The organism is Agromyces capsici, from assembly GCF_058349965.1.
In genome coordinates this window covers 761,064-786,595 of the sequence record NZ_JBYRET010000002.1, presented here as the reverse complement: position 1 = coordinate 786,595, position 25,532 = coordinate 761,064, and the positions used below count along the sequence as shown (strand labels likewise).

Here is a 25,532-nt window from a genome sequence, read left to right as displayed (position 1 = left end):
AGGAGACGAAGTGGATGTGCTGACGCAGTACGCCTGGATCGCCTGGCTGGTGCTGATCCTCGTGTTCGCGACGATCGAGGTGTTCACCCTCGAGATGACCTTCCTGATGCTCGCACTCGGCAGCGTGGCCGGACTGCTGTCGGGCCTCACGGGCATCCCGTGGTGGGCGCAGTTCATCGTCGCGGCGATCGTCTCGATCGCGCTGATCCTGACGTTGCGTCCGTCGCTGCTCCGGATGCTGCGGCGCGGGGCCGACCCGGCCCGCAGCAACATCGACGCCCTGATCGGCGCCGACGGCTCGGTCGTCCGCACGGTGACGACGACGGGTGGCCAGGTGAAGCTGCAGAACGGCGACGTGTGGACGGCGCGGCTCTCGCCCATCACCGACCAGGCGGATGTCGCCGTGGGCGAGCACGTGCTCGTGACCGGCATTGACGGGGCGACGGCGGTCGTCGTCCCGGTGGAGAGGAGCACAGAGGCGTGAACGACCTCGGACCAATCATCACCGTGATCGTGGTCCTCGCGATCGCGATCTTCGCCATCGTGGTGATCGCGCGCTCCATCCGCATCATCCCGCAGGCCTACGCCGGCGTCGTCGAACGGCTTGGCCGGTACCACAAGACGCTGACCCCGGGCCTGAACATCCTCATCCCGTTCATCGACCGGCTGCTCCCGCTCGTCGACATGCGCGAGCAGGTCGTCTCGTTCCCGCCCCAGCCGGTGATCACGGAAGACAACCTCGTCGTCTCGATCGACACGGTCGTCTACTTCCAGGTCACCGACGCGCGGGCCGCGACGTACGAGATCAACAACTACCTCGGTGCCGTCGAGCAGCTCACGACCACCACGCTCCGCAACGTGGTCGGCGGACTGAACCTGGAGGAGGCGCTGACCAGCCGCGACAACATCAACGGGCAGCTGCGCATCGTGCTCGACGAGGCGACGGGCAAGTGGGGCATCCGCGTGTCGCGGGTCGAGCTCAAGGCGATCGACCCGCCCCTCTCCATCCAGGACTCGATGGAGAAGCAGATGCGCGCCGAGCGCGACCGCCGGGCCGCGATCCTCACCGCCGAGGGAACGAAGCAGTCGGCGATCCTCGAGGCAGAGGGTGCTCGGCAGGCTGCGATCCTCAAGGCCGAGGGCGATGCGAAGGCCGCGGTGCTCCGCGCCCAGGGTGAGGCCGAGGCGATCCTCACGGTCTTCGACGCCATCCACAAGGGCGACCCCGACCCGAAGCTGCTCGGCTACCAGTACCTGCAGATGCTGCCGCAGCTCGCCGAGGGTGCGTCGAACAAGCTGTGGATCATCCCGAGCGAGCTCACCGAGGCGCTGAAGGGCGTGAGCTCGGCCTTCACGCCGAAGGGCGACGGCACGGCCGGCAGCGGCGCCGGACGGTCGACTCCCGGCGGGCTCGCCTGACCCGCACGGTGCCCTCGCACTGGTTCGATCCGCCGCGGCCGCGACTGCTCGCGCATCGCGGTCTCGCGCTCGACGCGCCCGAGAACACGCTCGCGGCGTTCGAGCACGCGGTGCGCGCGGGGGCGACGTACCTCGAGACCGACGTGCACGTGAGCGCCGACGGCGCCGCGGTGCTGGCGCACGACCCGACCCTGGCGCGCCTCGCGGCCCGCCGCGATGCGGTCGCGAGCCTTCCCCTGTCGGAACTCCGCCGGGTCGACCTCGGCGGCGGCCACGGCTACGGCACGCTCGACGAGCTCCTGCACGCGTTCCCCGAGGCGCGCCTGAACATCGACGTGAAGGCGGATGCCGCGGTGCCGGCCACGATCGAGGCGATCCGTCGTGCGAAGGCGGACGGCCGCGTCCTGCTCACCTCGTTCTCCGATGCACGTCGACGGCGGCTCGTCGCCGCGGTGCCCGACGCGGCCACGTCGGCCGGTCGCACGTCCGTGCTGCGGGCGCGCGCGGCATCCGTCACCCGAAGCGCGACGCTCATGCGCCGGACGACCGCCGGGCTGGGAGCGCTGCAGATCCCCGAGCGGGTCGGCCGGATGGCGCTGCTCTCCCCCACGTTCATCGGCGCCGCGCACGCGGCCGGCGTCGAGGTGCACGTCTGGACCGTCAACGACGAGGCCGACATGCGGCGCCTGCTCGCGCTCGGCGTCGACGGACTCGTCACCGACCGCGTCGACCTGGCGCTTCGCGTCGCCTCGGAAAGCTGAGAGTTCCCCGGCAAAACATCAGCCCGTGGAAAGAAGACGCCCAGCTTGATCGTTTATACCTGATGACGATCGAGAGGAGTACGCCATGGCGGACCGGAGCCTTCGGGGCATGCGAATCGGCGCGCAGAGCCTGCAGAGCGAGGACGGCGTCGTCTTCGCCGACCGTGCCGAGTACACGTACCAGTGCGAGACGTGCGGTCGCGAGACCACGATGGTCTTCTCGACGGAAGCAGAGATCCCCGAGACCTGGGAGTGCCGTCACTGCGGCAACTCCGCGGTGCTCCTCGTCGACTCCAAGCCGGTCGAGATCGACCGCTCGGGCGAGAAGGTCGCCCGCACCCACTGGGACATGCTGCTCGAGCGCCGCACGCGCGCCGAGCTCGAGGAGATCCTGCAGGAGCGCCTCAACTACCTGCGCGCCCGTCGCGGGCAGCAGAAGATCGGCGCCTAGGTCGCCGATTCCACGCCGACGCCCCGCCCGGATCGCTTCCGGCGCGGGGCGTTCCGCTTACCCGCGCGGACGCCGGCGACGACCAGTCCCGCGATGGATCCCATCACGATGAGGGTCGGCACGAACCCGCCGAGCACGACCGACGGGGTGAACCCCTCACGAAGCTCGACGTCGGTGACCATGGCGCCGGCCTCGTAGGCGGGCAGCGAGTCGATGGTCCGGCCCGACGGGTCGATCACCTGGCTGGTGCCGACCGTCGAGATGTTCACCACGGAGCGGCCGGTCTCGATGGCACGCAGGCGCGCGATCGCGAGCTGCTGCTGGTTCTCGTCGGTGCCGCGGAAGTCGGCGTTGTTCGTCTGGAACAGGTAGAGCTCGGCGCCATCCCGCGCGCCCTCCCAGATGAGCCCGTCGTAGATGACGTCGAAGCAGATCGCCAGGCCGGCGATCGTGCCGTCGAGGTCGAACACGGGCGGCTCGGTGCCCGGCGAATAGCCGCGCTGGATCAGCCCCGTGAGGTCGGGGGCGAGCGCGTCGTAGAACCAGCGGTCTGGGATGTACTCGCCGAACGGCACCGGGTTCCGCTTCGAGAACCGGTCGACCGCGCCCTCGCCGTCCTCCCACAGCAGCGACGTGTTGAAGAAGCGCTCCTCGTCGTCGACCGTCACGGTGTTCAGCACCACGGGAGCGTCGAGCTCATCGCTCAGGTCGTCGAAGATGCGCGCCGCCTCGGCGCTGCGCGTCGGATCGACGTCGGAGCCGCCCTCGGGCCAGAGCAGCACGTCGATCCCCGGCTCGTCGAGGATCGGCTCGGTCGCGGCGAGTTGCGCCTCGAGCACGTCGCCCGGCGCGCGCTCGTCGAAGTAACCCGACGGGCCGTTGCCCTGCACGCTCGCCACCCGGAGCTCGCCGCTGGGCACGGTCTGCCACGCCGGAACCACGATCGCGACGACGAGCAGTGCGGCGACCGGGATCCCGGTGCGCAGGTCGCGCCATCCGCGTGCCCGCACCCATTCGATGAGGCCGGCGACGATCGCGACCATGACGAACCCCAGCCCCGAGGACCCCGCCCACGAGACCACCTCGGCGAACGGACTCTCGGACTGGCTGAGGGCCGCCCGACCCCACGGGAATCCGCCGTACGGCAGGGTGCCGCTGGCGGTCTCACGCAGCACCCAGAGGCCGGCGACCAGCAGCGGGAGGAGCACGAGACGCGCCCACCGCGAGCGGGTCGCCTGCGGCATCCACCGGTACGCCAGCGCGATGAGCACCGCACCGCCCGCCACGAAGAGGGACTCGAGGATCGAGAGCGCCAGCCACGGCACCGGGCCGAGGTAGAGCGAGGTCCACGACACGTGCGTCAGGTAGAAGGCGAGGCCGAACGCGAGCCCGACGTGGAACGCCGCCCACGACGAACGCCCGATGAGGCTCACGAGCGCCATCGCGATGCCGGCGAACGCGAGCGGCCAGACGCTCGCACCCGGGAAGCCGAGGTCGTAGACGAATCCGCCGAGCGCGGAGACCAGCAGCGCGGCCCACAACGGCATCAGCGGCCGGGTCGGATCGACGGCCGGTTCGACCGTCGCGGACTCGGACCGAGGGGGTGCGGCGCTCACGCCGCCGCCCCGTACGCGACGACGCCGCGGCGCACCGCGTCGATCGCCGCCCGGGCGGTGGCGCCGAGCTCGGCGTCGGCCACGATCGACACCTGGTCGAGCAGGTCGATCACCTGCTTGGTGAGCCGCACGAAGTCGCCCGCCGCGAGCTCGGTGTCGGCGAGGATCACGCCGAGCCCGACGCCGCGCGCCCAGGCGTGCATCGCCGAGGCGAGCGCCGGCGAAGGCTGTTCGCTGCCCGGCAGGCGGCGGTCGCGCTCGACGTCGTCGAGCTCGCTCCACGCGTCGGTCGTCCGCTCGAACGCCTCGCGGAACGGGCCCCGCGGGAAACGGAACTGGATGCCGCGCTCGTCGCGGCGCGGCTCGTACACGAGGGACGCGGCCATCGCCGCGAGCGCCGGCACGTCGAGGCGGTCCCAGTACCCGCGGCGGAGCGACTCGGCGACGAGCAGGTCGCGCTCGCCGTAGATGCGCTTGAGCGTGCGGCCCGCCGCCGTCGAGGCGAGCCCGCCCTGCCCGTCGGACTCGAGGTAGCCGAGCTCCTCGAGCACCTCCGCGACGCGGTCGAACCGCTTGGCGACCTGGCCGGTTCGCGTTCGGATCTGCCGGGAGAGGTCGTCGTGGTCCTTCTTCAGCCGCCACCAGCGCTCGGCCCAGCGCGCGTGCTGCTCGCGTTCGGCGCAGCCGTGGCACGGATGGGAGCGCAGGCGCTTGCGCTCGGCGGCGAGCTCGCGCTGCATCCGCTCCCGCTGGGCGTGCGTGGGGTTGCCCTTGGCCTGCTGGCGTTCGAGCTCGCCGATGCGGCGGCGCATCGCCGCGTACTCGCCGAAGTCGCCGAGGTGGCAGCGCATCGCCTGCTCGTACCCGGCCATCGACTCCTCCTGCTTGCGCAGGGTGCGCGCGAGGTCGACGACCGCGCGATCGGCCTGGAACTGCGCGAACGAGAGCTCGAGGACCTGGCGCGTGCGCTCACGGCCGAACTGGTCGACGAGGTTGACGGCCATGTTGTAGGTCGGGGTGAAGCTCGAGTTCAGCGGGTAGCTCCGCCGCGAGGCGAGCGAGGCGACCGCCTCGGGGTCGAGTCCATCGACCCACTGGATGACCGAGTGGCCCTCGACGTCGATGCCGCGCCGGCCCGCGCGGCCGGTCAGCTGCGTGTACTCCCCCGGCGTGATCGGCACGCGGGCCTCGCCGTTGAACTTCTCGAGCTTCTCGAGCACGACCGAGCGAGCGGGCATGTTCACGCCCAGCGCGAGCGTCTCGGTCGCGAAGACGACCTTCAGGAGCTTGCGCTGGAAGAGGTCCTCCACCGTTTCCTTGAACGCCGGCAGCATGCCCGCATGGTGCGCCGCGACGCCGCGCTGCAGGCCCTCGAGCCACTCCCAGTACCCGAGCACCGCGAGGTCGTCGTCGCGAAGCATCCGCGCGCGTTCCTCGACGATCGCGCGGATCTCGTCGCGCTCCTCGGCGTCGGTCAGTCGGATGCCGCTGCGCAGCACCTGGCGGACCGCCTGGTCGCACCCCGCCCGCGAGAAGATGAACACGATCGCGGGCAGCAGGTGCTTGCCGCGGAGCAGCTCGACGACGTCGGAACGCTCGGCGCGGCCGCCGCCCGGCCCGGGCCCGTGGAACCGGCCACGGTCGCTGCCGCGGCGCCCGCGCTGCGAGCGGCCCTGGATCGAGCGGCCCCCCGCGCGCGCGAGCCGTTGCAGCTCGGGGTTCACGCGGTGGGTCGCCGCCTGTCCCGACGAGTCGAACAGGTCGACGAGCTTCGTGCCCACGAGCGCGTGCTGCTCGAGGGGCACCGGCCGCTGCTCCGAGACGATCACGTCGGTGTCGCCGCGCACCGCCTGGAGCCAGTCGCCGAACTCCTCGGCGTTCGACACGGTCGCGCTGAGGGAGACCAGTCGCACCGCCTCGGGGAGGTGGATGATCACCTCCTCCCACACGGCGCCGCGAAACCGGTCGGCGAGGTAGTGCACCTCGTCCATCACGACGTACGAGAGGCGGTCGAGGAGCGGCGAGTCGGCGTAGAGCATGTTGCGCAGCACCTCGGTGGTCATCACCACGATGCGCGCGCCGGAGTTGATGTTCGTGTCGCCGGTGAGCAGGCCGACGTTGCGCGCACCCCAGGTCTCGACGAACTCCTGGTACTTCTGGTTCGACAGCGCCTTGATCGGCGTCGTGTAGAAGACCTTCTCGTCGCCGGAGTGCATCGCGAGGTGCACGGCGAACTCGGCCACCACCGTCTTGCCCGCGCCGGTTGGCGCGGCCACGAGCACGCTCCGGCCCTCATCGAGCGCGGCACAGGCGGCGCGCTGGAACGGATCGAGGTCGAAGGAGAGACCGGCGGCGAACTCCTGCAGCCTGGGCTGTCTGCGCTGCTGCCGTGAGAGCGCGTAGCGCTCCGCCGGTGAGAGGCTCATCACCCCTCCAGCCTAGACAGCCGCGCCGAACTCCAGTTCATTGCGCTTGGCCACGCGCCGGTCGTGCAGGTACGCGATGCCGTATGCGGCGAAGTACAGGCCGATCATCGGGATCGCCAGCATGAACATCGAGACCACGTCGGCCGACGGCGTCGCGAAGGCCGTGAACAGCACGATCACGAGGATCGCGATGCGCCACGACTTGATGATCGAGGACGCGCTGATGACGCCGGCGAAGTTCAGCAGGACGATGAACACCGGGACGACGAACGCGATGCCGATCGCCACGACGAGCTTGAGCACGAAGTCGATGTACTCCTTGGCCGTCAGCAGCGTCTCGGCGCCCTCGGGCACGAAGCTCGTCATGAGCTTGACGATGTTCGGCAGCACGAACCATCCGGCCGCGCACCCGGCGAAGAAGAGCGGGATGGCGGTCGCGAAGAACGCGAACGTGTACTTGCGCTCGCGCGTGTTCAGCCCGGGCACGAGGAACGCGAACACCTGGTAGAGCCACACCGGCGCCGAGATCACGATGCCCAGCGTGAACGCGATCTGCAGTCGCAGGTCGAACGCACTCGAGATCGTCGGGAAGATGATGCCGGTCGACGCCGCGTCGGTGCCCTGCTGCGCCTCGACCACGAGGTTGACCGGCTCCTGGATCGCCTGCCACACGAAGGCGTCAGTGAGCCACCAGCCGAGGGCCATGCCCACGACGATGGCGATCGCGGACCGGAACAGGCGCTTGCGCAGCTCGACGAGATGCGCGCCGAGCGACATCCGCTTCTCGCGGTTCTTCTCCCCGCGATCCTTCACCGCGGTCATGCGACTCAGGCGCTCGGGCCGGAGTCCGCGCGCTTCGGCTGCTCGACCTGGCCGGGAGTCGTCGACGCCGGGGTCGCCGTCGCGGACGGAGCCGGAGCCGCTTCGGCGTTGGCCGCCGTGCCGTCGGCCGTCTCGGCGTCGCCGTCGGAACGGACCTCGGTCTTCAGGATCTTCATCGACTGGCCCAGGCTCCGCGCGAGCGCGGGAAGCTTCGGCGCACCGAACAGCAGCAGGATCACCAGGAGGATGATCAGCGCGTGCCAACCGGTGAAGGCGTTTCCAAACATAGGTGCTCGTCCATTCTGGCGGGATGGTGCGGCCAGTCTACCTGCTCGCGGAGGGTGCGGTTCTCACGCTTCGATCACGCCGTCACCGGGGGCCGGCGGAGCCTCCCCGTACCCCGCGAGACCCGCCTCCGCCCACTCGGCGACGGCCGCGCGCGCCTCTGCGGGCGCGACGACGGTGACGAGTCCCGGCAGCCCTGCGACGAGTCGCTTGAGGCCGTGCACGTGCGCGAGCCGGAGCGTCACGCGGAGGCGATCGTCGACCTCGGTGGTGGTCGCGTCGGCGAGGTAGTCGGCGAGCAGCGGCAGCGTGGCCGGCGCGACGTCGACGACGACCTCGAGGTCGTCGGGCGAGGCCTGGAAGAGCGTCTCGGGGATGGCGCGGCCCGTGTGGTCGCCGATCGGCTCCTCGGTGACCTCGAGGTCGCTCATGCGGTCGACTCGGAAGTTGCGGACGTCCTCGCGCAGGTGGTCGTACGCCTGCAGGTACCAGTCCGCGCCGAGCGAGGCGATCCGCAGCGGGTCGACGCGCCGGCGGCGGCGCTCGCCGCGCGCGTTCAGGTAGTCGAACTCGAGGCGGTGGCCGGATGCCACGGCGCGGCGCACCGTCGCGAGGGACTCGTCGGCCGACTCCTCGGCCACCGCGAGCCGGCTGGGCGCGGCCGACGCGCCGGCGCGCAGCTTCCGGGTCAGCGCCGCGAGCGACGCGCTCCCGGCGTTCTCGGGCAGCGCGGAGAGGTACTGCAGTCCCGCGATGAGCGCGGCGGCCTCGCGCGCGGAGAGCCGGGGTGCGTCGTCGATCGCGACATGGTGCACGATGACGATGACGTCGTCGTCCTCGAAGGAGTCCCAGTCGATGTCGAAGAGGTCGTTGGGCTGGTACGTGCCGGTTGCGCCGGGCAGGCCCGACGTCGCGATGAGCATGACCGCGTCCCGGATCTCCTGCTCGCCGACGCCGAAGTGCGCGGCGGCATCGCGGACGTCGACGACGCGCTGCTCGAGCAGGTAGGGAACGAGCGAGAGCAGGAAGACCAGCTTGTCTGGCGCGCGCAGGCCGGCGGGCCGCCGCGCGGACGGTCCGCTCATGCCGCTCCTCCTCCGCGGTGGGCCGACACGACCGCCTCGAGCCGCTCGCACACCGCGTCGCGCAGCGACGCCGGTGCGAGCACGCGGACCTCGGGACCGTACGAGGCGAGCTCGTCGGCGAAGATCGCCGCGTCGGTGTAGTGCAGGCGGATGACGCCGGCATCCTCGTCGGCCTCGACCGCGCGCTTGCCCAGCCGCACCTCGGCATCGGAGCCCGCCCGGACCGCGAGATCGGCGGCGTTGGCCAGCCGGAGCTCCTGCAGGTCGGCGAGCACGCGATCCTGGATGTCGGCGGGCGGCGGGTCGAACGGTGCGCCCGGCATCGTCTGCACGTCGCCCACGATCCGGGAGAGCAGGAAGGTCCGCCCGGCCGCGGCGTCGACGTCGCGGCCGTGCAGGTGCCAGCGCCCCTCGTGCAGCACGACCGCGTACGGTTCGACCGTCCGCAGCCGCGGGTCGCGCTCGCCGGGCTTGAGGTAGCGGAAGCGCACGCGCTGGCGCTTGTCGAGCGCCTGCCGGATCGGCTCGAACGCGGCATCCCGCACCCGCAGTCGCGGCGCGTACCCGATCACGGGCTCGCGCGGCTCGATGCCGAGCGATCGCAGCTTGGTGAGCGCCCGCTGCGAATCGGACGACAGCGACGCCTCGCGCCACACCTCGGCGGCCAGGCCGAGCAGGGCCAGCTCGTCGGGCGTGAAGCGCACGTCGACGGGCAGGTCGTACTGGCCCTTCGGGATGCGGTAGCGCAGCGCCTGGTTGTCGCCGGGCCGGTCGGGCGACTCGACCGTCTCGAGCGGGATGCCGAGGTCGCGGATGTCGTCCTTGTCGCGCTCGAACTGCCGTTCGAGGTTCGCGTTCCCGCCGCGCGGATCGTAGCGCTCGGCGTACCCTCGGACCGTCGAGAGGATCTCGGACTTCAGCAGTCCGGTCTCGGTCGCGAGCAGCGCGAGGACGAGGCTGAACAGCCGGTCCTCGACCGGGATCCTCGGCTCCCCCGAGCGCTTGGATGACGCCACGTCAGCGATCATACTGAAGCGCCCGCGGCGGCACGGCGGCCGCGAGCCGTCACACCACGCCGAGGATGTCGATCACGAAGAACAGCGTGGCGCCGGCCGGGATGCTGCCGCTGCCGGCCTCGCCGTAGCCGTCCTCGGGCGCGACGACCACGCCGACCTGCGAGCCCACGGGCTGGCCGATGACGGCCTCCGCGAAGCCGGGGATGACCTCCGAGTCGGCGCCGTCGCTCACGACGAACGAGGCGGGACCGCCCTGCTCCCAGCTGGAGTCGAAGACGCTGTTGTCGTCCCAGAGGACGCCCGTGTAGTGCACCACGACGCGGTCGCCCGACTCGACCTCCTCGCCGTGGCCGCGCTTGAGGACCTCGACCTCGGTGGTCGTGAACGGCTCCTCGTCGGGCACGGTGATGCCGGGCCGGCCGTCGGGTGCGGTCACGACCGCGGGGAAGCCGTCGCGGGTCAGCTGCGGGGCGCCGTTCGCACGCGGGAGGAAGGCCTCCTTCACGTCGAAGACCACGACGAGGCTGTCTTCGGCGCCGATGCCGAACGAGGCGTTGCCCTCCTCGCCGAACGCATCCGCCGGCGGCACGACGACGACCACGCGCGAGCCCTCGCTCGCGCACGAGAGGCCCTTGCGCAGGCCCGGAAGCGTGCTCTCGCCGAGCAGGACGGGCAGCGCCTCCTCGTCGCCGAAGCCCTGCGGCGCCTGGATCTCCTCGCCCGTGGCCCCGTTGTACACCGCGAGGCCCACGAGCGCCTGCTGGCCCGCGACGAGACGCTCGCCGTCGCCCTCGACCACCTCGGTGCACTGCGTGGACTCGGGCGTGAGCGGCGTCGGGAAGTCCACTCGCGGCGCCTCGCCGAACTCGCCGGTCACCTCGATCAGGTCGGACGACGCGCCGGCGGTCGCCTCGGGCTCGGGTGCCGGGGCGGTGCAGCCGGTCAGGGTGACCGCGAGGGCGGTCGCGGTGGCCATGAGTGCGAGCGGGAGGCGCACGGATCCTCGTTTCGTCGAGTGGAGCACGGGCGGCAGACAGCCTAGTCGGCGTCGGCGGGCGGGATGGTCGGTTCGGCGTCGTCGTCGCCGCGCGAACGGCGCGCCGCGGCATCCGCCGCCCTCGCGCGCTTGCGCAGCACCTTGTCGCTGACGTTGCGCTCGCCGAGGGCGCCGGGCGTCCAGGCCTCGACGTCCTCGTCGCTGAACTCCGTCTTCGACGGGCGGCGCTTCAACTCGGGCAGGACCGTGTCGGGCGCGAGCCGACGTGCGGTCAGGAGGAACCCGGTGTGCGCGATCATGCGGTGGTCGGGCCGGACGGCGAGGCCCTGCACGTGCCATCCGCGGACCATCGTCTCGTTCGCCTGCGGCTCGGTGTACTCGCCCGTCGCGCGGATCGCCTCGGCGACCCGCGAGAGCTGCGTGACGGTCGCGACGTAGCAGAGCAGCACGCCGCCGGGCTTCAGGGCGGTCGAGACGGCGTCGATGCACTCCCACGGCGCGAGCATGTCGAGCACGACGCGGTCGACGGAGGCCGCCTCGGCCTGCTGCGGCAGCGCCTCGGCCAGGTCGCCGAGCGTGATCGACCAGTTCGCGGGGTCCTCGCCGTGGAAGGTGGCGACGTTGCCGCGTGCGACGTCCGCGAACTCCTCGCGACGCTCGAACGACAGCAGGCGACCCTGCGGGCCGATCGCGCGGAGCAGCCAGAGCGACAACGCCCCCGAGCCGACGCCGGCCTCGACGACGGTCGCGCCGGGGAACACGTCGGCCTGCGCGAGGATCTGCGCCGCATCCTTCGGGTAGACGATCGCCGCACCCCGCGGCATCGACATGACGAAGTCGCTGAGCAGCGGCCGCAGCGCGAGGTACTCGACGCCGACCGCGTTCGCGACGACCGAGCCGTCGGGCAGGCCGATCAGGTCGTCGTGCGCGATGAAGCCCTTGTGCGAGTGGAAGACCTTGCCCGGCTCGAGCGTGATCGTGTGCAGGCGGCCCTTGGGGCCCGTGAGCTGCACGCGGTCGCCGATGCGGAACGGCCCGCTCGCCTCGCCGCGGCTCATGCGCGTTCCCAGACGGATGCCGCGACCTCGACGAGATCCTCGAGCGAACGCCCGTCGAGCGTCGGCCACACCACGTGCGACGGCGCGTCGTCGAGCGGGAGCATGTGCGGCACGCCGATCGAGACGGCGCCCGCGGACATCGCGGCGGCCAGCCCGGTCGGCGAGTCCTCGATCGCGACGCAGTCGGCGATGTCGACGCCGAGGCGGCCCGCCGCGGCGAGGTACGGCTCGGGGTGCGGCTTCGGGGCGGCCACCTCGTCGCCCGTGACGAGCTCGTCGAACGCGGCGAACGGGATGGCGCCGACGATGTCCTGGGCCATCGAGCGGATCGACATCGTCACGAGCGCGGTCGGGATCCCGGCATCGCGGACCGACTTCAACAGCGCCTTCGCGCCGGGCTGCCACGGCACGCCGTGCTGCGCGAGCTGCTCGCGCACGCGCTCGGTGAGTCGCTGCACGATCTCGTCGGCGGGCAGGTCGACGCCGGCACGCTGGAACACCGCGGCCGCATCCCACAGCCCGGCGCCGACGACCTGCAGCGCGTCCTGTTCGGTCCACGTGCCGCCGAACTCGCGGATGAGCTCGATCTCGGCCCGCATCCAGTACGGCTCGGTGTCGACGAGGGTGCCGTCCATGTCCCAGAGGACTGCGGCGGGGAGGCGCTTGGTCACAACGGGCGATTCTATCGGCACGCCCTATTGTGGAGGTGAGCCCGGAGGTCCCGGGTTCGGGAAGCGGGGCGAACCGAGTGCAGCATCCGACCGGGTTCGAGGGCGGGCGACTCCTCATCGTGGCGTTCGAAGGCTGGAACGACGCGGGCGAGTCGGCGACCGGTGCAGCCAGGCTGCTGGCCGAGCGACTGGGACTGGTCGAGATCGCGGCGGTCGACCCCGAGCTGTACTTCGACTACCAGTTCACGCGCCCCACCATCCAGGCCGACGACGACGGCATCCGACGACTCACCTGGCCGGGTGCCGCCATACTCGGCCCGAGCGGCGAACCGCCCGCCGACGACGACGAGATCGTCACGGGCCCCGGCGCCGACACCCTGCACGTGCTGCTCGGCGCCGAGCCCGCACGCACCTGGAAGGGGTTCGCGGCCGAGCTCATCGACGCCGCGCTCTCGGCCGACATCGAGGGCATCGTCCTGCTCGGAGCCATGCTCGCCGACGCGCCCCACACCCGGCCGCTCGCGGTCTTCGCCTCCAGCGAGAACCCCGAGGTGCGCGCGGCGCTCGGGGTCGAGCGGTCGACCTACGAGGGGCCGGTCGGCATCCTCAGCGTCATCGCCGACCAGGCCGAGCGCGTCGGGATCCCGACCGTGTCGCTCTGGGCCTCGGTGCCGCACTACGTGCACAACGCGCCGTCGCCGAAGGCCGTGCTCGCGCTCCTCGGCAAGGTCGAGGAGCTCACGGGCCTCAGCATCCCCCGCGGTTCGCTGGAAGACGAGGCGCAGGCGTGGGAGGCCAGCGTCGACGCGCTCGCGGCCGACGACGAGGAGATGGCGGGCTACATCCAGCAGCTCGAGCAGGCGCGCGACGCGGTCGACGCGCCCCAGGCGTCGGGCGAGGCCATCGCGCAGGAGTTCGAGCGGTACCTGCGCCGGCGGGGCGATCAGCCCGGCGGCGGGCCGTGGCGTCCGCGCGACGTCGGCTGAGCCATCCGCTCACCCTGAGGCCGCAGGCCGCCCTGCGGCCCACCGAACGGGATCAGTACGGCTCGAGGACGCCCGCGCCGAGCAGGATGAAGAGCGTGACGCCGAGCACGATGCGGTAGATCACGAACGGCAGGAAGCTGTGCCGCGAGATCCACTTCATGAAGACGGCGATGATCAGGATGGCGACGGCGAAGGCGACGGCGGTCGCGACCGCCGTCTCGAGCGGCCCGTAGACCGCGGGCTCGCCCATGCTCTTGAACAGCTGGTAGAACCCCGAGCCGAACACGGCCGGGATCGCGAGCAGGAACGCGTACCGCGCCGCCGCCGCGCGCTCGTAGCCGAGCAGGAGGCCCATCGTGATGGTGCCGCCGGAGCGCGAGACACCCGGGATGAGCGCGAGCGACTGGGCGAGGCCGAAGTACAGGCCGTGCGGGTAGGTCAGATCGTCGAGCTTGCGGCGCTTGGCGCCCGCCCAGTCGGCGAGGCCGAGCACGATGCCGAAGACGATGAGCATCGTCGCCACGATGTAGAGCGAGCGGAAGGTGGTCTCGATCTGGTCCTGGAAGAGCAGGCCCAGCACCACGATGGGGATCGAGCCGATGATGATCAGCCAGCCCATGCGCGCGTCGGGGTCACTGTGCGGGATCTTTCCGCGGACGGCCTGGAACCAGTGCGAGATGATGCGCACGATGTCGCGCCAGAAGAAGACCACGACCGCCGTCTCGGTGCCGAGCTGGGTGATCGCGGTGAACGCCGCACCCGGGTCGGCCGCGTTGGGCAGGAACTCGCCGAGGATGCGCAGGTGCGCGCTCGAGGAGATCGGCAGGAACTCGGTCAGTCCCTGGACGAGGCCGAGGATGATGGCTTCGAGCAACGGCGCATCGCCTTCCCGCCCTCCGGCGCGGCGAAGGGCAACGGACCGTCGTGGTCGGGCTGGGGGTGGACGGCGTACCTCAGTACGCGAGGAGCAGGTCGCGCAGGACCCGCCTACCGAAGACTAGTGCGTCGAGCGGCACGCGCTCGTCCACGCCATGGAACATCGCCGGGAAGTCGATACCCTCGGGAAGCCGCAGTGGCGCGAACCCGTAGCCCGAGATGCCGAGCCGCGAGAGCGACTTGTTGTCGGTGCCCCCGCTCAGCAGGTACGGGAAGACGCGCGCCTCGGGGTCGTGGGCGTTCAGCGCGGTGGTCATCGCATCGACGAGCGGCCCGCGGGTCGGCGACTCGAGGCCGACGTCACGGTGCACGGTCTGGATCTCGATGTCGGGACCGATGAGCTCGCGGATCTCGGCGAGCACCGCGTCCTCCTCGCCCGGCAGGGTGCGGATGTCGACGAGCGCCTCCGCACGGTCGGGGATCACGTTGTGCTTGTAGCCGGCGTCGAGCAGCGTGGGGTTCGACGTCGTGCGGAGCGTCGCCGTGATGAAGCCCGAGGCGGAGCCGGTCGCCAGCGCGAGCTCGTCTGGCGCCACCTGCTCGGGGTCGACGCCGAGCGTGTCGGCGATCGCGGCGAGCAGCTCGCGCGTCGTGCCGGTGAGCCGCACCGGCCACTCGCGGCGGCCGATGCGCGCGATCGCCTCGGCGAGCTTCGTGACGGCGTTGTCGCGCACGAGCCGCGACCCGTGCGCGGCGGTGCCGTGCGCGACCAGGCGGACCCACACGAGCGACTTCTCGCCCGTCTGCAGCAGGTAGGCGCGCTTCCCGCCGACCGTGATCGAGTAGCCGCCGACCTCGCTGATCGCCTCGGTCGCGCCCGCGAAGAGCTCGGGGTGCTCGTCGACCATCCAGCTCGCGCCGTAGAGGCCGCCCGCCTCCTCGTCGGCGAAGAACGCGACGATGAGCTCGCGCTCGGGCAGTCGGCCCTCGGCCAGGATGTCGCCGACGGCGGTGAGGATCATGGCGTCCATGTCCTTCATGTCCACCGCACCGCGACCCCAGAGCATGCCGTCGCGGATCTCGCCGGCGAACGGGTCGACGCTCCAGTTGCGCGGGTCGGCCGGGACCACGTCGAGGTGGCCGTGCAGGACCAGCGCGGGCTTGTCGGGGTTCGTGCCGGGGATGCGCGCGACGACGTTCGCCCGACGGGGCGCGGACTCGTGCAGCACCGGGTCGAGACCCATCGCGCGCAGGCGCGCCTCGACGTACTCGGCGGCCTCGCGTTCGCCGTTGGAGCGGCCCTCGCCGTGGTTGGTGGTGTCGAACCGGATGAGGTCGCGCGCGATGACGGCGGTCTCGTCGAGGGCGGCGGCGGGCGGCTCGGCGGGCGCCGCAGCGGGCGTCGGGGCGTCGGTCGGGGTCGTCTCGGCCATCGCTCCACCGTAGCGTCGGGGCGTGGTCAATGGCCCCGGGAAACCGTGCTAATGTCTTCTACGGCCCGCTGAGCGATCAGGGGTCACGGCAACGCGCGGGTGGCGGAAATGGCAGACGCGCTAGCTTGAGGTGCTAGTGCCCTAACGGGCGTGGGGGTTCAAGTCCCCCCTCGCGCACGCGTTGTCGAGAAGGCCGGATCTTCGGATCCGGCCTTCTCGCGTTAACCCGCGCAGTGGTGCCGCATGCTGCCGCCATGTGCTGAATTCAGGAGCAGCCGGCCGCGGCTCCTCGGTGGGCGCGGCGTTTCGCTCCGCGGAATGCCGTCCGCACGCGCCGCAGTCCTGAATTCCGAACCGCATCGAACGGGTGGGCGGATGGCGCGACCCCCGGTCGGGGGCATGGACGCGTGGCACCCGCGACTTGCCGTATTCGAACATGTGTTCGAATATTGAGTGGTGACGATGACCGCTCCCCTCCCCACCGGCCGGGTCGCCCCCGCGGCGGCGGGCGTGCGGGTCGAGCGGGTCGAAGAGCTGCAGGCGCGCATCCGCGGCATGCAGGCGACGCGGCTCGACTCGCGGGCGGTGCCCACGCACCCGGCGCTCGCCTCGGTGCTGCCCGGTGGGGCGCTGCGCGAGGGCGCGGTCGTCCAGGTCGAGGGCTCGATCACGCTGCTCATGGCCGCACTCACGGGTCCGTCGCAGAGCGGGCGCTGGGTGGCGGTCGCCGGCATCCCCGAGTTCGGCGTCGAGGCGGCCGCGCGGTTCGGCATCGACCTCGAGCGGCTGGTGCTCGTGCCCGATCCGGGGCGGCAGTGGCTCACGGTCGCGGCGGCGCTCGCCGACGTGATCCCGGTGGTCGCGGTGCGGCCGGCCGGCCGGCTCGCGCCCGCCGAGGCCGCGCGGTTCGCCGCCCGGCTCCGGCAGCGGGGCGCGCTGCTGCTCGTCGACGGCGACTGGCCGGGGAGCGACGCGAGACTCGAGCTCGAGCGCAGCGACTGGAGCGGCCTCGAGCACGGGCACGGGCACCTCGCCGAGCGCGAGGTCGTCGTCCGGGTCACGGGGCGCGGCGAGGTGGGCCGGGGCAGCCGGCGCCTGCTGCGGCTGCCCGCGGGCGACCTCGGGTTCGCAGCGGTCGACGAGGGCGGTGCCGATGCGGCCGCTCGCGGCGCGACATCCGCCGCCCCCCTCGTCGGCGCCGTCGACGGCATCGTGCACCGGCCCGACTTCGCGGCGAGGGCGTCGTGAGCGCGGCGGTGCGCACCATCGTGCTGTGGTGTCCCGACTGGCCCGTGCTCGCGGCGTGTCGCGAGCACGGCATCGACCCCGCCCTGGCGGTGGCGCTCACCGAGACGGGGCTCGTGCACTCGTGCTCGGCCGCCGCCCGGCGCGACGGCGTGACGCGCGGACTCCGGCTCCGCGAGGCGCAGTACCGTTCGACGGCGCTCACGGTGCTCGAGTACGACGCGGCGCTCGACCACCGTGCGTTCGAGCCGGTCGTGCGCGGCATCGAGGCGATCGTGCCGGGTGTGCAGGTGCTGCGGCCGGGCACGCTCGCGATGCGCGCGCGTGGTCCGGCGCGCTACTACGGCGGTGAGGATGCCGCGGCGCGGGCGCTGCTCGAGGCGGCCGCGGGCCTCGGGGTCGCCGGGGCGCGGGTGGGTGTCGCCGACGGTCCGTTCGCGGCCGAGCAGTCGGCGCGGGCGGCCGCGCGACAGGCCGACCCGGTGCACGTGGTGCCGGTCAGCGGGGCGGCCGCGTTCCTCGCGCCGCTGCCCGTGTCGCTCGTGGTCGACGCGCGCACCACGACGCTGCTGCACCGGCTCGGCGTGCGCACGCTCGGCGAGTTCGCGGCGCTGCCCGACGACGACGTGCGGCGGCGCTTCGGCGCGGCGGGCGCGTTCGCGCACGACCGCGCCGCGGGGCGCGAGCAGTCGCGCGTGGCGCCGCGCACTCCCCCGCCCGACTTCGAGGTCGAGCAGCACTTCGAGCCGCCGCTCGACCGCATCGACCAGCTCGCGTTCGCGTTCCGGGTGCGGGCCGAGCAGTTCATCGAGCGCATGCGGGCCGTGCGGCTCGTGTGCACCGGCATCCGCGTCGAGCTCGACGACGAGCGCGGCGGGCACTCGAGTCGCAGCTGGCTGCACCCGCACTGGTTCACGCCGGCCGACGTGGTCGACCGGGTGCGCTGGCAGCTGCAGGGCGCGGGCACGGCCGATGCGGGGCTCGACTCCCCCGTCGTGCGCCTGCGCGTCGTGCCCGAGCGCGTCGACTCGACCGGCAACCACGAGGAGGGGCTGTGGGGCGGCGGGCCCGACGAGCGCGTGCACCACGGGCTGACCCGGGTGCAGAGCATGCTCGGGCACGAGGGCATCGTGACGGCGGCCATCGGCGGCGGCCGCATGCTCGCCGACCGGCAGGTGCTCGTGCCGTGGGGCGACCGCGCGCCCGAGCGCGGCACGGCCGATGCGCCGTGGCCCGGCAGCCTGCCCGCGCTCGCGCCCGCGAGCGTGTTCCGCGAGCGGCTGCCGGTCGCACTCGTCGACGCGGGCGGGGCGGCCGTGTCGGTCGACGCGCGCGGGGCGATCTCGGCGGCGCCCGTCTCGTTCGCGGTCGGAGCCGAGCGAGGGGCGCCCGCGCCCGTGCGCGCGTGGGCGGGTCCCTGGCCCGTGGTCGAGCGCTGGTGGGATGCCGAGCGCGCCCGCCGCGTGCACCGGTTCCAGGTCGTCGACCACGACGGGTGCGCGTGGCTGCTCGTGCGCGACGCCGACGGCTGGTGGGCCGAGGCGAGGTACGACTGATGGGCTGGAACAACCCCGAGATCCCGTGGTCCGAGCTCGAACGGCGGCTCTCCGACCGGCAGCGGCCGGGCGGGTCGAAGGTGCTGGCCGACGGCGGCGACAGCCCGGGATGGAGCCGGAAGCGGCATCCGTACCGCCCGTCCGATGCCGCCGACGAGCGGCCCGCCGGCCCGGTCGTGCCGTACGCCGAGCTGCACGCGCACTCGACGTTCAGCTTCCTCGACGGCGCGTCGGGGCCCGAGCGGCTGGTGGAAGAGGCGCACCGGCTCGGCCTCACGGGCATCGCGATCACCGACCACGACGGCTTCTACGGCGTCGTGCGGTTCGCCGAGGCCGCCGAGTCGTACCCCGAGCTCGACACCGTGTTCGGCGCCGAGCTGTCGTTCGGGCTCACCGAGCCGCAGATGGGCGCGGCCGACCCCGAGGGCGACCACCTGCTCGTGCTCGCCGCGCGCGAGGAGGGATACCACCGACTCGCGTCGGCGATCACCGCGGGCCAGCTCGCGGGCGGCGAGAAGGGTCGGCCGACGTACTCGCTCGATGAGCTCGCCGCGCGCGCCGACGGCCACTGGGTGGTCTCGACGGGGTGCCGCAAGGGCGTGGTGCGGCGCGCGCTCGCGGGCGAGGGCGGGGCCGATGGCGCGTGGCGCGAGCTCGACCGGCTCGTCGCGCTGTTCGGGCGCGACCACGTGGTCGTCGAGCTCACCGACCACGGCGATCCGCTCGACCAGGTCCGCAACGACGCGCTCGCCGAGCTCGCGACCCGCGCGCACCTGCCCGTGCTCGCGACGAACGCCGTGCACTACGCGACCCCCGGCGAACACCGGCTCGCGTCGGCGCTCGCCGCGGTGCGGGCCCGGCGCAGCCTCGACGAACTCGACGGATGGCTGCCGGCCACCGACGGACTGCACCTGCGCTCGGGCTCCGAGATGCTCGCGCGCTTCGACCGCTACCCCGGTGCGGTCGCCCACTCGGTGACGCTCGCGCGCGACCTGTCGTTCCGGCTGCGCAGCGCGCGCCCCAAGCTGCCCCGGCAGGAGGTGCCGGAGGGACACACTCCGATGTCGTGGCTGCGCGAGCTGGTGTGGCGCGGTGCCGATCGGCGGTATCCCGGCGTGCCCGATCACGTGCGCGAGCGGCTCGCGAAGGAGCTCGACGTGATCGAGCAGAAGGACTTCCCGGGCTACTTCCTGATCGTGCACGACCTCGTGCAGGAGGCGCGCCGCCGCGGCATCCTGTGCCAGGGTCGCGGGTCGGCGGCGAACTCGGCGGTCTGCTACGTGCTCGACATCACCGGGGTCGACTCGATCTTCTACGAGCTGCCGTTCGAGCGGTTCCTGTCGTCGCTGCGCGACGAGGAGCCCGACATCGACGTCGACTTCGACTCCGACCGCCGCGAGGAGATCATCCAGTACGTCTACGGCAAGTACGGCCGGCACAACGCCGCACAGGTCGCGAACGTCATCAGCTACCGCCCGAAGGGCGCCGTGCGCGACATGGCGAAGGCGCTCGGGTACTCCACCGGGCAGCAGGATGCCTGGTCGCGGCAGGTCGAGCGCTGGGGCGCCGTGGTCGAGACCGACGACCACGACATCCCCGACGCCGTCGTCGAGCTCGCCGAGCAGCTGCTGACCTTCCCCCGGCACCTCGGCATCCACTCGGGCGGCATGGTGCTCACCGACCGGCCCGTCGGCGAGGTGTGCCCGATCGAGCATGCGCGCATGGAGAACCGCACCGTGCTGCAGTGGGACAAGGACGACTGCGCGTGGATGGGCCTCGTGAAGTTCGACCTGCTCGGCCTCGGCATGCTCGCCGCGCTGCAGTACACGTTCGACCTCGTGCGCGAGCACACCGGCGAGGAGTGGGAACTCGCGACCCTCCCGAAGGAGGAGCCCGCGGTCTACGACATGCTGTGCCGCGCCGACTCGATCGGCGTGTTCCAGGTGGAGTCGCGCGCGCAGATGGGCACCCTCCCCCGCCTGAAGCCGCGCTGCTTCTACGACCTCGTCGTCGAGATCGCGCTCATCCGGCCCGGGCCGGTGCAGGGCGGCGCGGTGCACCCGTACATCCGCCGCCGCACCGGCGAGGAGCAGGTCAGTTACCTGCACCCGAAGCTCGAGCCCGTGCTGCGCCGCACGCTCGGGGTGCCGCTGTTCCAGGAGCAGCTCATGCAGATGGCCGTCGCGGTCGGCGACTGCGACGCGGCCGACGCCGACCTGCTGCGCCGGGCCATGGGCTCCAAGCGCGGCGTGGAGAAGATCGAACGGCTGCGCGCGAAGCTCTACGACGGCATGGCGAAGAACGGCATCGAGCCCGACGTCGCCGACTCCATCTACGAGAAGATCGAGGCGTTCGCCAACTTCGGCTTCGCCGAGAGCCACGCCATCAGCTTCGGCCTGCTCGTCTACGCGAGCTCGTGGCTGAAGCTGCACTATCCCGCGGCGTTCCTCGCGGCGCTGCTGCGCGCGCAGCCCATGGGCTTCTACTCGCCGCACACGCTCACGGCCGACGCGCGCCGGCACGGCGTCGAGCTGCTGCGGCCCGACCTCGCACGGTCGGGCGTGCACGCCGGGCTCGAGGCGCTCGGCGTGGCGGGCCCCGATGAGACGGCGACGGATGCCGCGGCGGGGGCGCGCGGCATCCGTCGCCCCACCGGCATGCCGACGTGCGCCGACGCGGCCCAGCCGCCGGTCGGCCCGTTCGACCGCGACGCGCCCGACCGGTCGGCCGAGCACCGCCGCGACGGCGCGTTCGCCGTACGGCTGGGGCTCGCCGATGTCACCTCGATCGGCGAGAAGGTCGCCGAGCGCATCGTGACCGAGCGCGAGCAGCACGGGCCGTACCGCGACATGGCCGACCTGTCGCGACGGGCCGACCTCGACGCGACGCAGCTCGAGGCGCTCGCCGCGGCCGGCGCGTTCGAGTGCTTCGACCTCGCGCCCCGTCAGGCGCTGTGGCTCGCCGGCGAGGCCGCGCAGGATCGCGCCGACTACCTGCCGGGCGCGGTCGTCGTCGTCCAGCCGCCCCTGCTGCCGATGCTCAACGACGCCGAGCAGGTCGTGTACGACCTGTGGGCCACGGGCATCTCGCCCGACGACCATCCGATCCGGCACGTGCGCGAGCGCCTCGACACCCGCGGCGTCGTACGCATCGACCGGCTCGGCGAGGCCGAGTCGGGCCGGCGGATCGAGGTCGGCGGCGTGGTCACGCACCGGCAGCGCCCGGCGACCGCGAGCGGCATCACCTTCATGAACCTGGAGGACGAATCGGGCACGCTCAACGTGATCGCGAGCGTCGGCGTCTGGACGCGGTATCGCCGCATCGCGCGCGAGGCGCCGGCGATGATCGTGCGCGGAATCCTCGAGCGCTCGCGCGAGGGCGTCGTCAACCTCGTCGCCGACCGGTTCGAGCCGCTCACCGTGTCGACCACGAACCGGTCGCGCGACTTCCGTTGAACGCGGTCACCGAAGCCCCGCCACGATCAGGGCGCGGCGGTACGCTGGAGCATGGCCGCGCCCACCCCGCCTCGGCGGCGTGACGGAGGCGACTCCCTGGCCCCGTCGACGCGTGCACCGCTCATCACGACGGCGTTCGTCGCCCTCGCGGTCGCCGACCTCGCCTACTTCACCGCCGACGGCATCGCCATCTTCGCGCTGCCGTTGTACGTGGTCGGGCCGATCGGCGGAAACGAGGCCGCGGCCGGCATCGCCTTCGGCGCGTTCGCGGTCTCTGCCCTCGTCCTCCGGCCCATCGCCGGGCGACTGGCCGACCAGTTCGGTCGTCGACCCCTCCTGGTCGGCGGCGCCCTGCTGGCCGCCGGTGCCCTGGGCCTCACCGCGATCGCCGACTCGCTGGTCGTCGTGGTCGCCCTGCGCCTGCTCGCCGGAGTCGGCGAGGCCGCGTTCTTCGTCGCGAGCTTCGCGGCGCTGGCCGACATCGCCCCGCCCGAGCGGATGGGCGAGGCCCTCTCGTACAACTCGCTGGGCCTCTACCTCGGACTCGCGCTCGGTCCGCCGCTCGGCGAACTGCTCGTCGGCGTGGGCGGCTACCAGGTCGCCTGGCTCGGCGCCGCGGCCATCGCGGCGATCGCTGCGGTCGTCGTGCTCGTGGTCGGCGAGACGCGCACCGCGGTGCCGGCCGCGAACGAACCGCTGCGCATCATCCACCGCCCGGCGATCCCGGTCTCGCTCGGATTCCTCACCTCGCTCATCGCGATGGGCGGTCTCCTGGCCTTCGCGTCGCTCCACGCGACCCGCATCGGTCTCGCGAACCCGAGCGTGGTGCTCCTCGTCTACGGCGGCACGGTCGTGATCTGTCGACTCGCCTTCGCGCGCGTACCCGATCGCGTGCCGTCGCTCGTCCTGGGCGCCGCGGCGCTCATCGCGATCGGTTCCGGCGCCGCGATCGCCGCCGTGTGGCAGCAGCCCACCGGTTTCGTGGTAGCGACGGTCATCATGGCCATCGGCGTCGCGTTCAGCACGCCGGCCTTCTTCTCGGCGATCTTCGCGACGGCGTCGCCATCGGAGCGCGGCATCGCGTCGGGCACCGGGAGTGCGGCGATCGATCTCGGGCTCGGCATCGGCCCGATCCTGCTGGGGCTGGTCGCGACGCCGCTCGGCATCCCCTGGGCGTTCGGCGTCGCCGCCCTGATCGCGGGCGCCGGAGCGGTGTGGACCGGCGGCTTGGCGCGTCGCGCGCGGAGTCGTCTCGCGTGAGCGGCGAACGGACCGTGTCGCCGCTGTCGACGAGCCGAACTCCGTTAGCCTCGTCCGGTGCCTTCCGCCACCGACGACCGATTCGGATCCGACCGCTACGGCGAGGACGTGCTCGCCGGCGACTGGCGCGCCGCCGGGCGCCGCAGCATCCCCGAGGTGCCCGCGACGCGTGACCTGGTCGTCGAACTCGCCACCGACGGATACTGCGGCGCCGTCGTCGCCGTCGAGAAGCAGACCGTGACGCTCGAGGACCGCCACGGCCGCACGCGGATGTTCCCGCTCGGCCTCGGCTTCCTGGTCGACGGCCAACCGGTCCGGCTCGTCGCGCCGAAGGCCGCGGCGCCGCAGGGCCGGCTCCGGACCGCCTCCGGCTCCTTCGCGGCGGAATCGGGCCCGGCGAAGGTCGCCCTCCCGAGCCGGATCTTCGTCGAGGGCCGGCACGACGCCGAACTCGTGGAGAAGATCTGGGGCGCCGACCTGCGGGTCGAGGGCGTCGTGGTCGAGTACCTCGAAGGCGTCGACGTGCTGGGCGACGTGCTCGACGAGTTCCGCCCCGGGCCGGGGCGACGCGTCGGCGTGCTCGTCGACCACTTGGTGGCCGGTTCGAAGGAGCAGCGGATCGCCGACGCGGTCATGCGGGGTCGCCACCGCGGGCACGTGCTCGTGGTCGGTCATCCGTACATCGACATCTGGCAGGCCGTGAAGCCGGCCCGGCTCGGCCGTGACGCGTGGCCGACGATCCCGCGCGGCACCTCGTGGAAGCACGGCATCTGCGCCGCGTTCGGCTGGCCGCACGCCGAGCAGGCCGACATCGCCCGCGCGTGGCAGCGGATCCTCGGCCAGGTGCGAGGCTACGGCGACCTCGAACCGGCCCTGCTCGGCCGGGTCGAGGAGCTCATCGACTTCGTGACGACCCCCGCCGAGGCCTGAGCGCTACGCGAGCGTCGTGCCGAAGGCCAGGCCGAGCAGGTAGGTCACGGCAGCCGCGCCGAGGCCGATCGCGAGCTGGCGCAGTGCGCGCCTGAGCGGCGACGCGCCCGAGAGCAGGCCGACCGTGGCGCCCGTCAGCAGGAGCGCGATGCCGACGAGCACCGTCGCGGTGACGACGGCGGCGAGTCCCGACATCCCGAACAGGTACGGCAGGACCGGGATGAGCGCGCCCGACGCGAAGAACAGGAAGCTCGAGATCGCGGCGCTCATGCCCGTGCCGACGGCCTCGTCGTCGTGCTCGACGGTGCCGATCGCGTCGGTCGGCGCCTGCAGTCGCTCGGCGGCCTGCACGCGCGCGATCACGAGCGCGGCCTGGTCGATCGCATCGTCCTCGGCCATGCCGCGGGCGCGGTAGACCAGGGCGAGCTCGTTTGCGTCGATGTCGAGGTCGCCGAGCGCCTCGCGCGCGGTCGGGTCGGGGGCGGATGCCTCGAGCAGCTCCCGCTGCGACCGGACCGACACGTACTCCCCCGCGCCCATCGACAGCGCACCGGCGAGCAGGCCCGCGATGCCGGTGAACAGCACGACCGGGGCGGGCACGCCCGTCGCCCCGATGCCGAGGACGAGCGCGAGGTTGGAGACCAGGCCGTCGTTCGCGCCGAATACAGCGGCCCGGAACGTGCCCGCGAGCCGGCGGCGTCCGCGTGCGGCGAGCCCACGCACCACCTCGCCGTGGATGCGCTCGTCGGCCGCCATCGCCGCGGTCGCGTGCGGGTCGGTGGAGTAGGGCGATCGGGCCTCGGCGCGCTGCGCGAGCGCGAGCACGAAGATCGAACCGAACGCGCGGGCGAGTCCCGCGAGCACCCGGGTTCGGAGGTCGGCGCGCGGGATGCCGGTGTCGTCGCCGTCGAGGAGCGCGAGCCAGTGCGCCTCGTGGCGGCCCTCGGCGGCCGCGAGGGCGAGCAGGATGGCGCGTTCCTCGCCCTCGCGCCGGGCGGCGAGTTCGCGGTAGACGGCGGCCTCGGCGCGTTCGGCGGCGAGGTAGCGCTTCCATCGGGCGCGGTCGGCTGGGGTGCCCAGGGGCTGCTCGGCGGTCATGGTGCTCCATCGGGTCGCGGGCCGCACGTCGCTATCGCGTCGGTTCGGGCGTCCCGCCTCGTCGCGTTCGGCCCCCGTGGGGCCTC

22 protein-coding genes and 1 tRNA gene are annotated in these 25,532 nt (G+C 72.6%); 11 read left to right on the top strand and 12 right to left on the bottom strand.

What is annotated here, in order from left to right; genetic code table 11:
* Nucleotides 1-10 precede the first annotated feature (10 nt).
* The 4 genes from AC3RKB_RS17430 (at nt 11) to AC3RKB_RS17415 (ending at nt 2,631) form a co-directional block, all read left to right on the top strand.
* Nucleotides 11-484, top strand: a complete 474-nt coding sequence (locus tag AC3RKB_RS17430) for an NfeD family protein (RefSeq protein ID WP_491437542.1) — start codon at nt 11-13, stop codon at nt 482-484.
* Complete coding sequence (locus AC3RKB_RS17425; protein WP_491437540.1) at nt 481-1,419, top strand: SPFH domain-containing protein; 939 nt, start codon at nt 481-483, stop codon at nt 1,417-1,419. The genes AC3RKB_RS17430 and AC3RKB_RS17425 overlap by 4 nt, the downstream gene beginning before the upstream one ends.
* A gap of 8 nt (nt 1,420-1,427) precedes the next feature.
* Nucleotides 1,428-2,180, top strand: a complete 753-nt coding sequence (locus AC3RKB_RS17420; RefSeq protein ID WP_491437538.1) for a glycerophosphodiester phosphodiesterase family protein — start codon at nt 1,428-1,430, stop codon at nt 2,178-2,180.
* Nucleotides 2,181-2,265: 85 nt separating this feature from the next.
* Nucleotides 2,266-2,631: an RNA polymerase-binding protein RbpA gene (locus AC3RKB_RS17415; RefSeq protein ID WP_465542795.1), complete on the top strand. Its 366-nt coding sequence runs from the start codon at nt 2,266-2,268 to the stop codon at nt 2,629-2,631.
* Here the strand turns inward: AC3RKB_RS17415 and lnt are convergent.
* The 9 genes from lnt to AC3RKB_RS17370 all read right to left on the bottom strand — a co-directional run bounded on the left by lnt (nt 2,628) and on the right by AC3RKB_RS17370 (nt 12,607).
* Nucleotides 2,628-4,247 (bottom strand): apolipoprotein N-acyltransferase, encoded by a 1,620-nt coding sequence (lnt, locus tag AC3RKB_RS17410; RefSeq protein WP_491437536.1) that lies wholly within the window; start codon nt 4,245-4,247, stop codon nt 2,628-2,630. The genes AC3RKB_RS17415 and lnt overlap by 4 nt on opposite strands.
* Nucleotides 4,244-6,673, bottom strand: a complete 2,430-nt coding sequence (locus AC3RKB_RS17405) for a DEAD/DEAH box helicase (RefSeq protein WP_491437535.1) — start codon at nt 6,671-6,673, stop codon at nt 4,244-4,246. Before AC3RKB_RS17405 ends, lnt begins: the two co-directional genes overlap by 4 nt.
* Before the next feature lie 12 nt (nt 6,674-6,685).
* Complete coding sequence (gene tatC, locus AC3RKB_RS17400; RefSeq protein WP_491437880.1) at nt 6,686-7,450, bottom strand: twin-arginine translocase subunit TatC; 765 nt, start codon at nt 7,448-7,450, stop codon at nt 6,686-6,688.
* A gap of 50 nt (nt 7,451-7,500) precedes the next feature.
* Nucleotides 7,501-7,782: a twin-arginine translocase TatA/TatE family subunit gene (gene tatA / locus AC3RKB_RS17395; RefSeq protein ID WP_491437533.1), complete on the bottom strand. Its 282-nt coding sequence runs from the start codon at nt 7,780-7,782 to the stop codon at nt 7,501-7,503.
* 63 nt (nt 7,783-7,845) lie between these two features.
* The gene (locus tag AC3RKB_RS17390) at nt 7,846-8,865 is read right to left on the bottom strand and encodes a helix-turn-helix transcriptional regulator (RefSeq protein WP_491437531.1); all 1,020 of its coding nucleotides are present in this window, start codon (nt 8,863-8,865) and stop codon (nt 7,846-7,848) included.
* Entirely contained in the window at nt 8,862-9,881 is a 1,020-nt protein-coding gene (locus tag AC3RKB_RS17385; protein WP_491437530.1) for a helix-turn-helix transcriptional regulator, read from the bottom strand. The genes AC3RKB_RS17390 and AC3RKB_RS17385 overlap by 4 nt, the downstream gene beginning before the upstream one ends.
* 49 nt (nt 9,882-9,930) lie before the next feature.
* Nucleotides 9,931-10,878, bottom strand: a complete 948-nt coding sequence (locus AC3RKB_RS17380; protein ID WP_491437529.1) for an FKBP-type peptidyl-prolyl cis-trans isomerase — start codon at nt 10,876-10,878, stop codon at nt 9,931-9,933.
* A gap of 41 nt (nt 10,879-10,919) precedes the next feature.
* Nucleotides 10,920-11,936 carry a tRNA (adenine-N1)-methyltransferase gene (locus AC3RKB_RS17375; protein WP_491437528.1) on the bottom strand — a complete coding sequence of 339 codons (1,017 nt, stop codon included), beginning with the start codon at nt 11,934-11,936 and terminating at the stop codon, nt 10,920-10,922.
* Entirely contained in the window at nt 11,933-12,607 is a 675-nt protein-coding gene (locus AC3RKB_RS17370; protein WP_491437527.1) for an HAD family hydrolase, read from the bottom strand. Before AC3RKB_RS17370 ends, AC3RKB_RS17375 begins: the two co-directional genes overlap by 4 nt.
* A gap of 77 nt (nt 12,608-12,684) precedes the next feature.
* Here AC3RKB_RS17370 and AC3RKB_RS17365 point away from each other — a divergent pair, with 77 nt between their 5' ends.
* Entirely contained in the window at nt 12,685-13,593 is a 909-nt protein-coding gene (locus AC3RKB_RS17365; RefSeq protein ID WP_491437526.1) for a PAC2 family protein, read from the top strand.
* A 52-nt stretch (nt 13,594-13,645) separates the two neighbouring features.
* Here the strand turns inward: AC3RKB_RS17365 and AC3RKB_RS17360 are convergent, their stop codons facing one another.
* Together AC3RKB_RS17360 and AC3RKB_RS17355 are read right to left on the bottom strand one after the other, a co-directional pair.
* Nucleotides 13,646-14,467, bottom strand: a complete 822-nt coding sequence (locus AC3RKB_RS17360; protein WP_491437525.1) for an undecaprenyl-diphosphate phosphatase — start codon at nt 14,465-14,467, stop codon at nt 13,646-13,648.
* A gap of 79 nt (nt 14,468-14,546) precedes the next feature.
* A complete protein-coding gene (locus AC3RKB_RS17355) occupies nt 14,547-15,902 on the bottom strand; it encodes a M20/M25/M40 family metallo-hydrolase (RefSeq protein WP_491437523.1) in 1,356 nt (451 codons plus the stop codon).
* Between the two features lie 93 nt (nt 15,903-15,995).
* Here AC3RKB_RS17355 and AC3RKB_RS17350 point away from each other — a divergent pair.
* The 6 genes from AC3RKB_RS17350 to AC3RKB_RS17325 all read left to right on the top strand — a co-directional run bounded on the left by AC3RKB_RS17350 (nt 15,996) and on the right by AC3RKB_RS17325 (nt 24,348).
* Nucleotides 15,996-16,079, top strand: a tRNA-Leu gene (locus tag AC3RKB_RS17350).
* 285 nt (nt 16,080-16,364) lie between these two features.
* Nucleotides 16,365-17,150: a DnaE2-dependent mutagenesis accessory factor ImuA' gene (gene imuA' / locus AC3RKB_RS17345; protein WP_491437522.1), complete on the top strand. Its 786-nt coding sequence runs from the start codon at nt 16,365-16,367 to the stop codon at nt 17,148-17,150.
* On the top strand, nt 17,147-18,703 hold the full coding sequence (locus tag AC3RKB_RS17340; protein WP_491437521.1) for a DNA polymerase Y family protein: 1,557 nt from the start codon (nt 17,147-17,149) through the stop codon (nt 18,701-18,703). Before imuA' ends, AC3RKB_RS17340 begins: the two co-directional genes overlap by 4 nt.
* Complete coding sequence (locus AC3RKB_RS17335; RefSeq protein WP_491437519.1) at nt 18,703-22,158, top strand: error-prone DNA polymerase; 3,456 nt, start codon at nt 18,703-18,705, stop codon at nt 22,156-22,158. The genes AC3RKB_RS17340 and AC3RKB_RS17335 overlap by 1 nt, the downstream gene beginning before the upstream one ends.
* A gap of 51 nt (nt 22,159-22,209) precedes the next feature.
* Nucleotides 22,210-23,418, top strand: coding sequence for an MFS transporter (locus AC3RKB_RS17330; protein WP_491437518.1), 1,209 nt, complete (start codon nt 22,210-22,212; stop codon nt 23,416-23,418).
* A 57-nt stretch (nt 23,419-23,475) separates the two neighbouring features.
* Nucleotides 23,476-24,348, top strand: coding sequence for a DUF3097 domain-containing protein (locus AC3RKB_RS17325; protein ID WP_491437516.1), 873 nt, complete (start codon nt 23,476-23,478; stop codon nt 24,346-24,348).
* Nucleotides 24,349-24,351: 3 nt separating this feature from the next.
* Here the strand turns inward: AC3RKB_RS17325 and AC3RKB_RS17320 are convergent, their stop codons facing one another.
* Nucleotides 24,352-25,446: a VIT1/CCC1 transporter family protein gene (locus AC3RKB_RS17320; RefSeq protein WP_491437515.1), complete on the bottom strand. Its 1,095-nt coding sequence runs from the start codon at nt 25,444-25,446 to the stop codon at nt 24,352-24,354.
* Nucleotides 25,447-25,532: the final 86 nt, after the last annotated feature.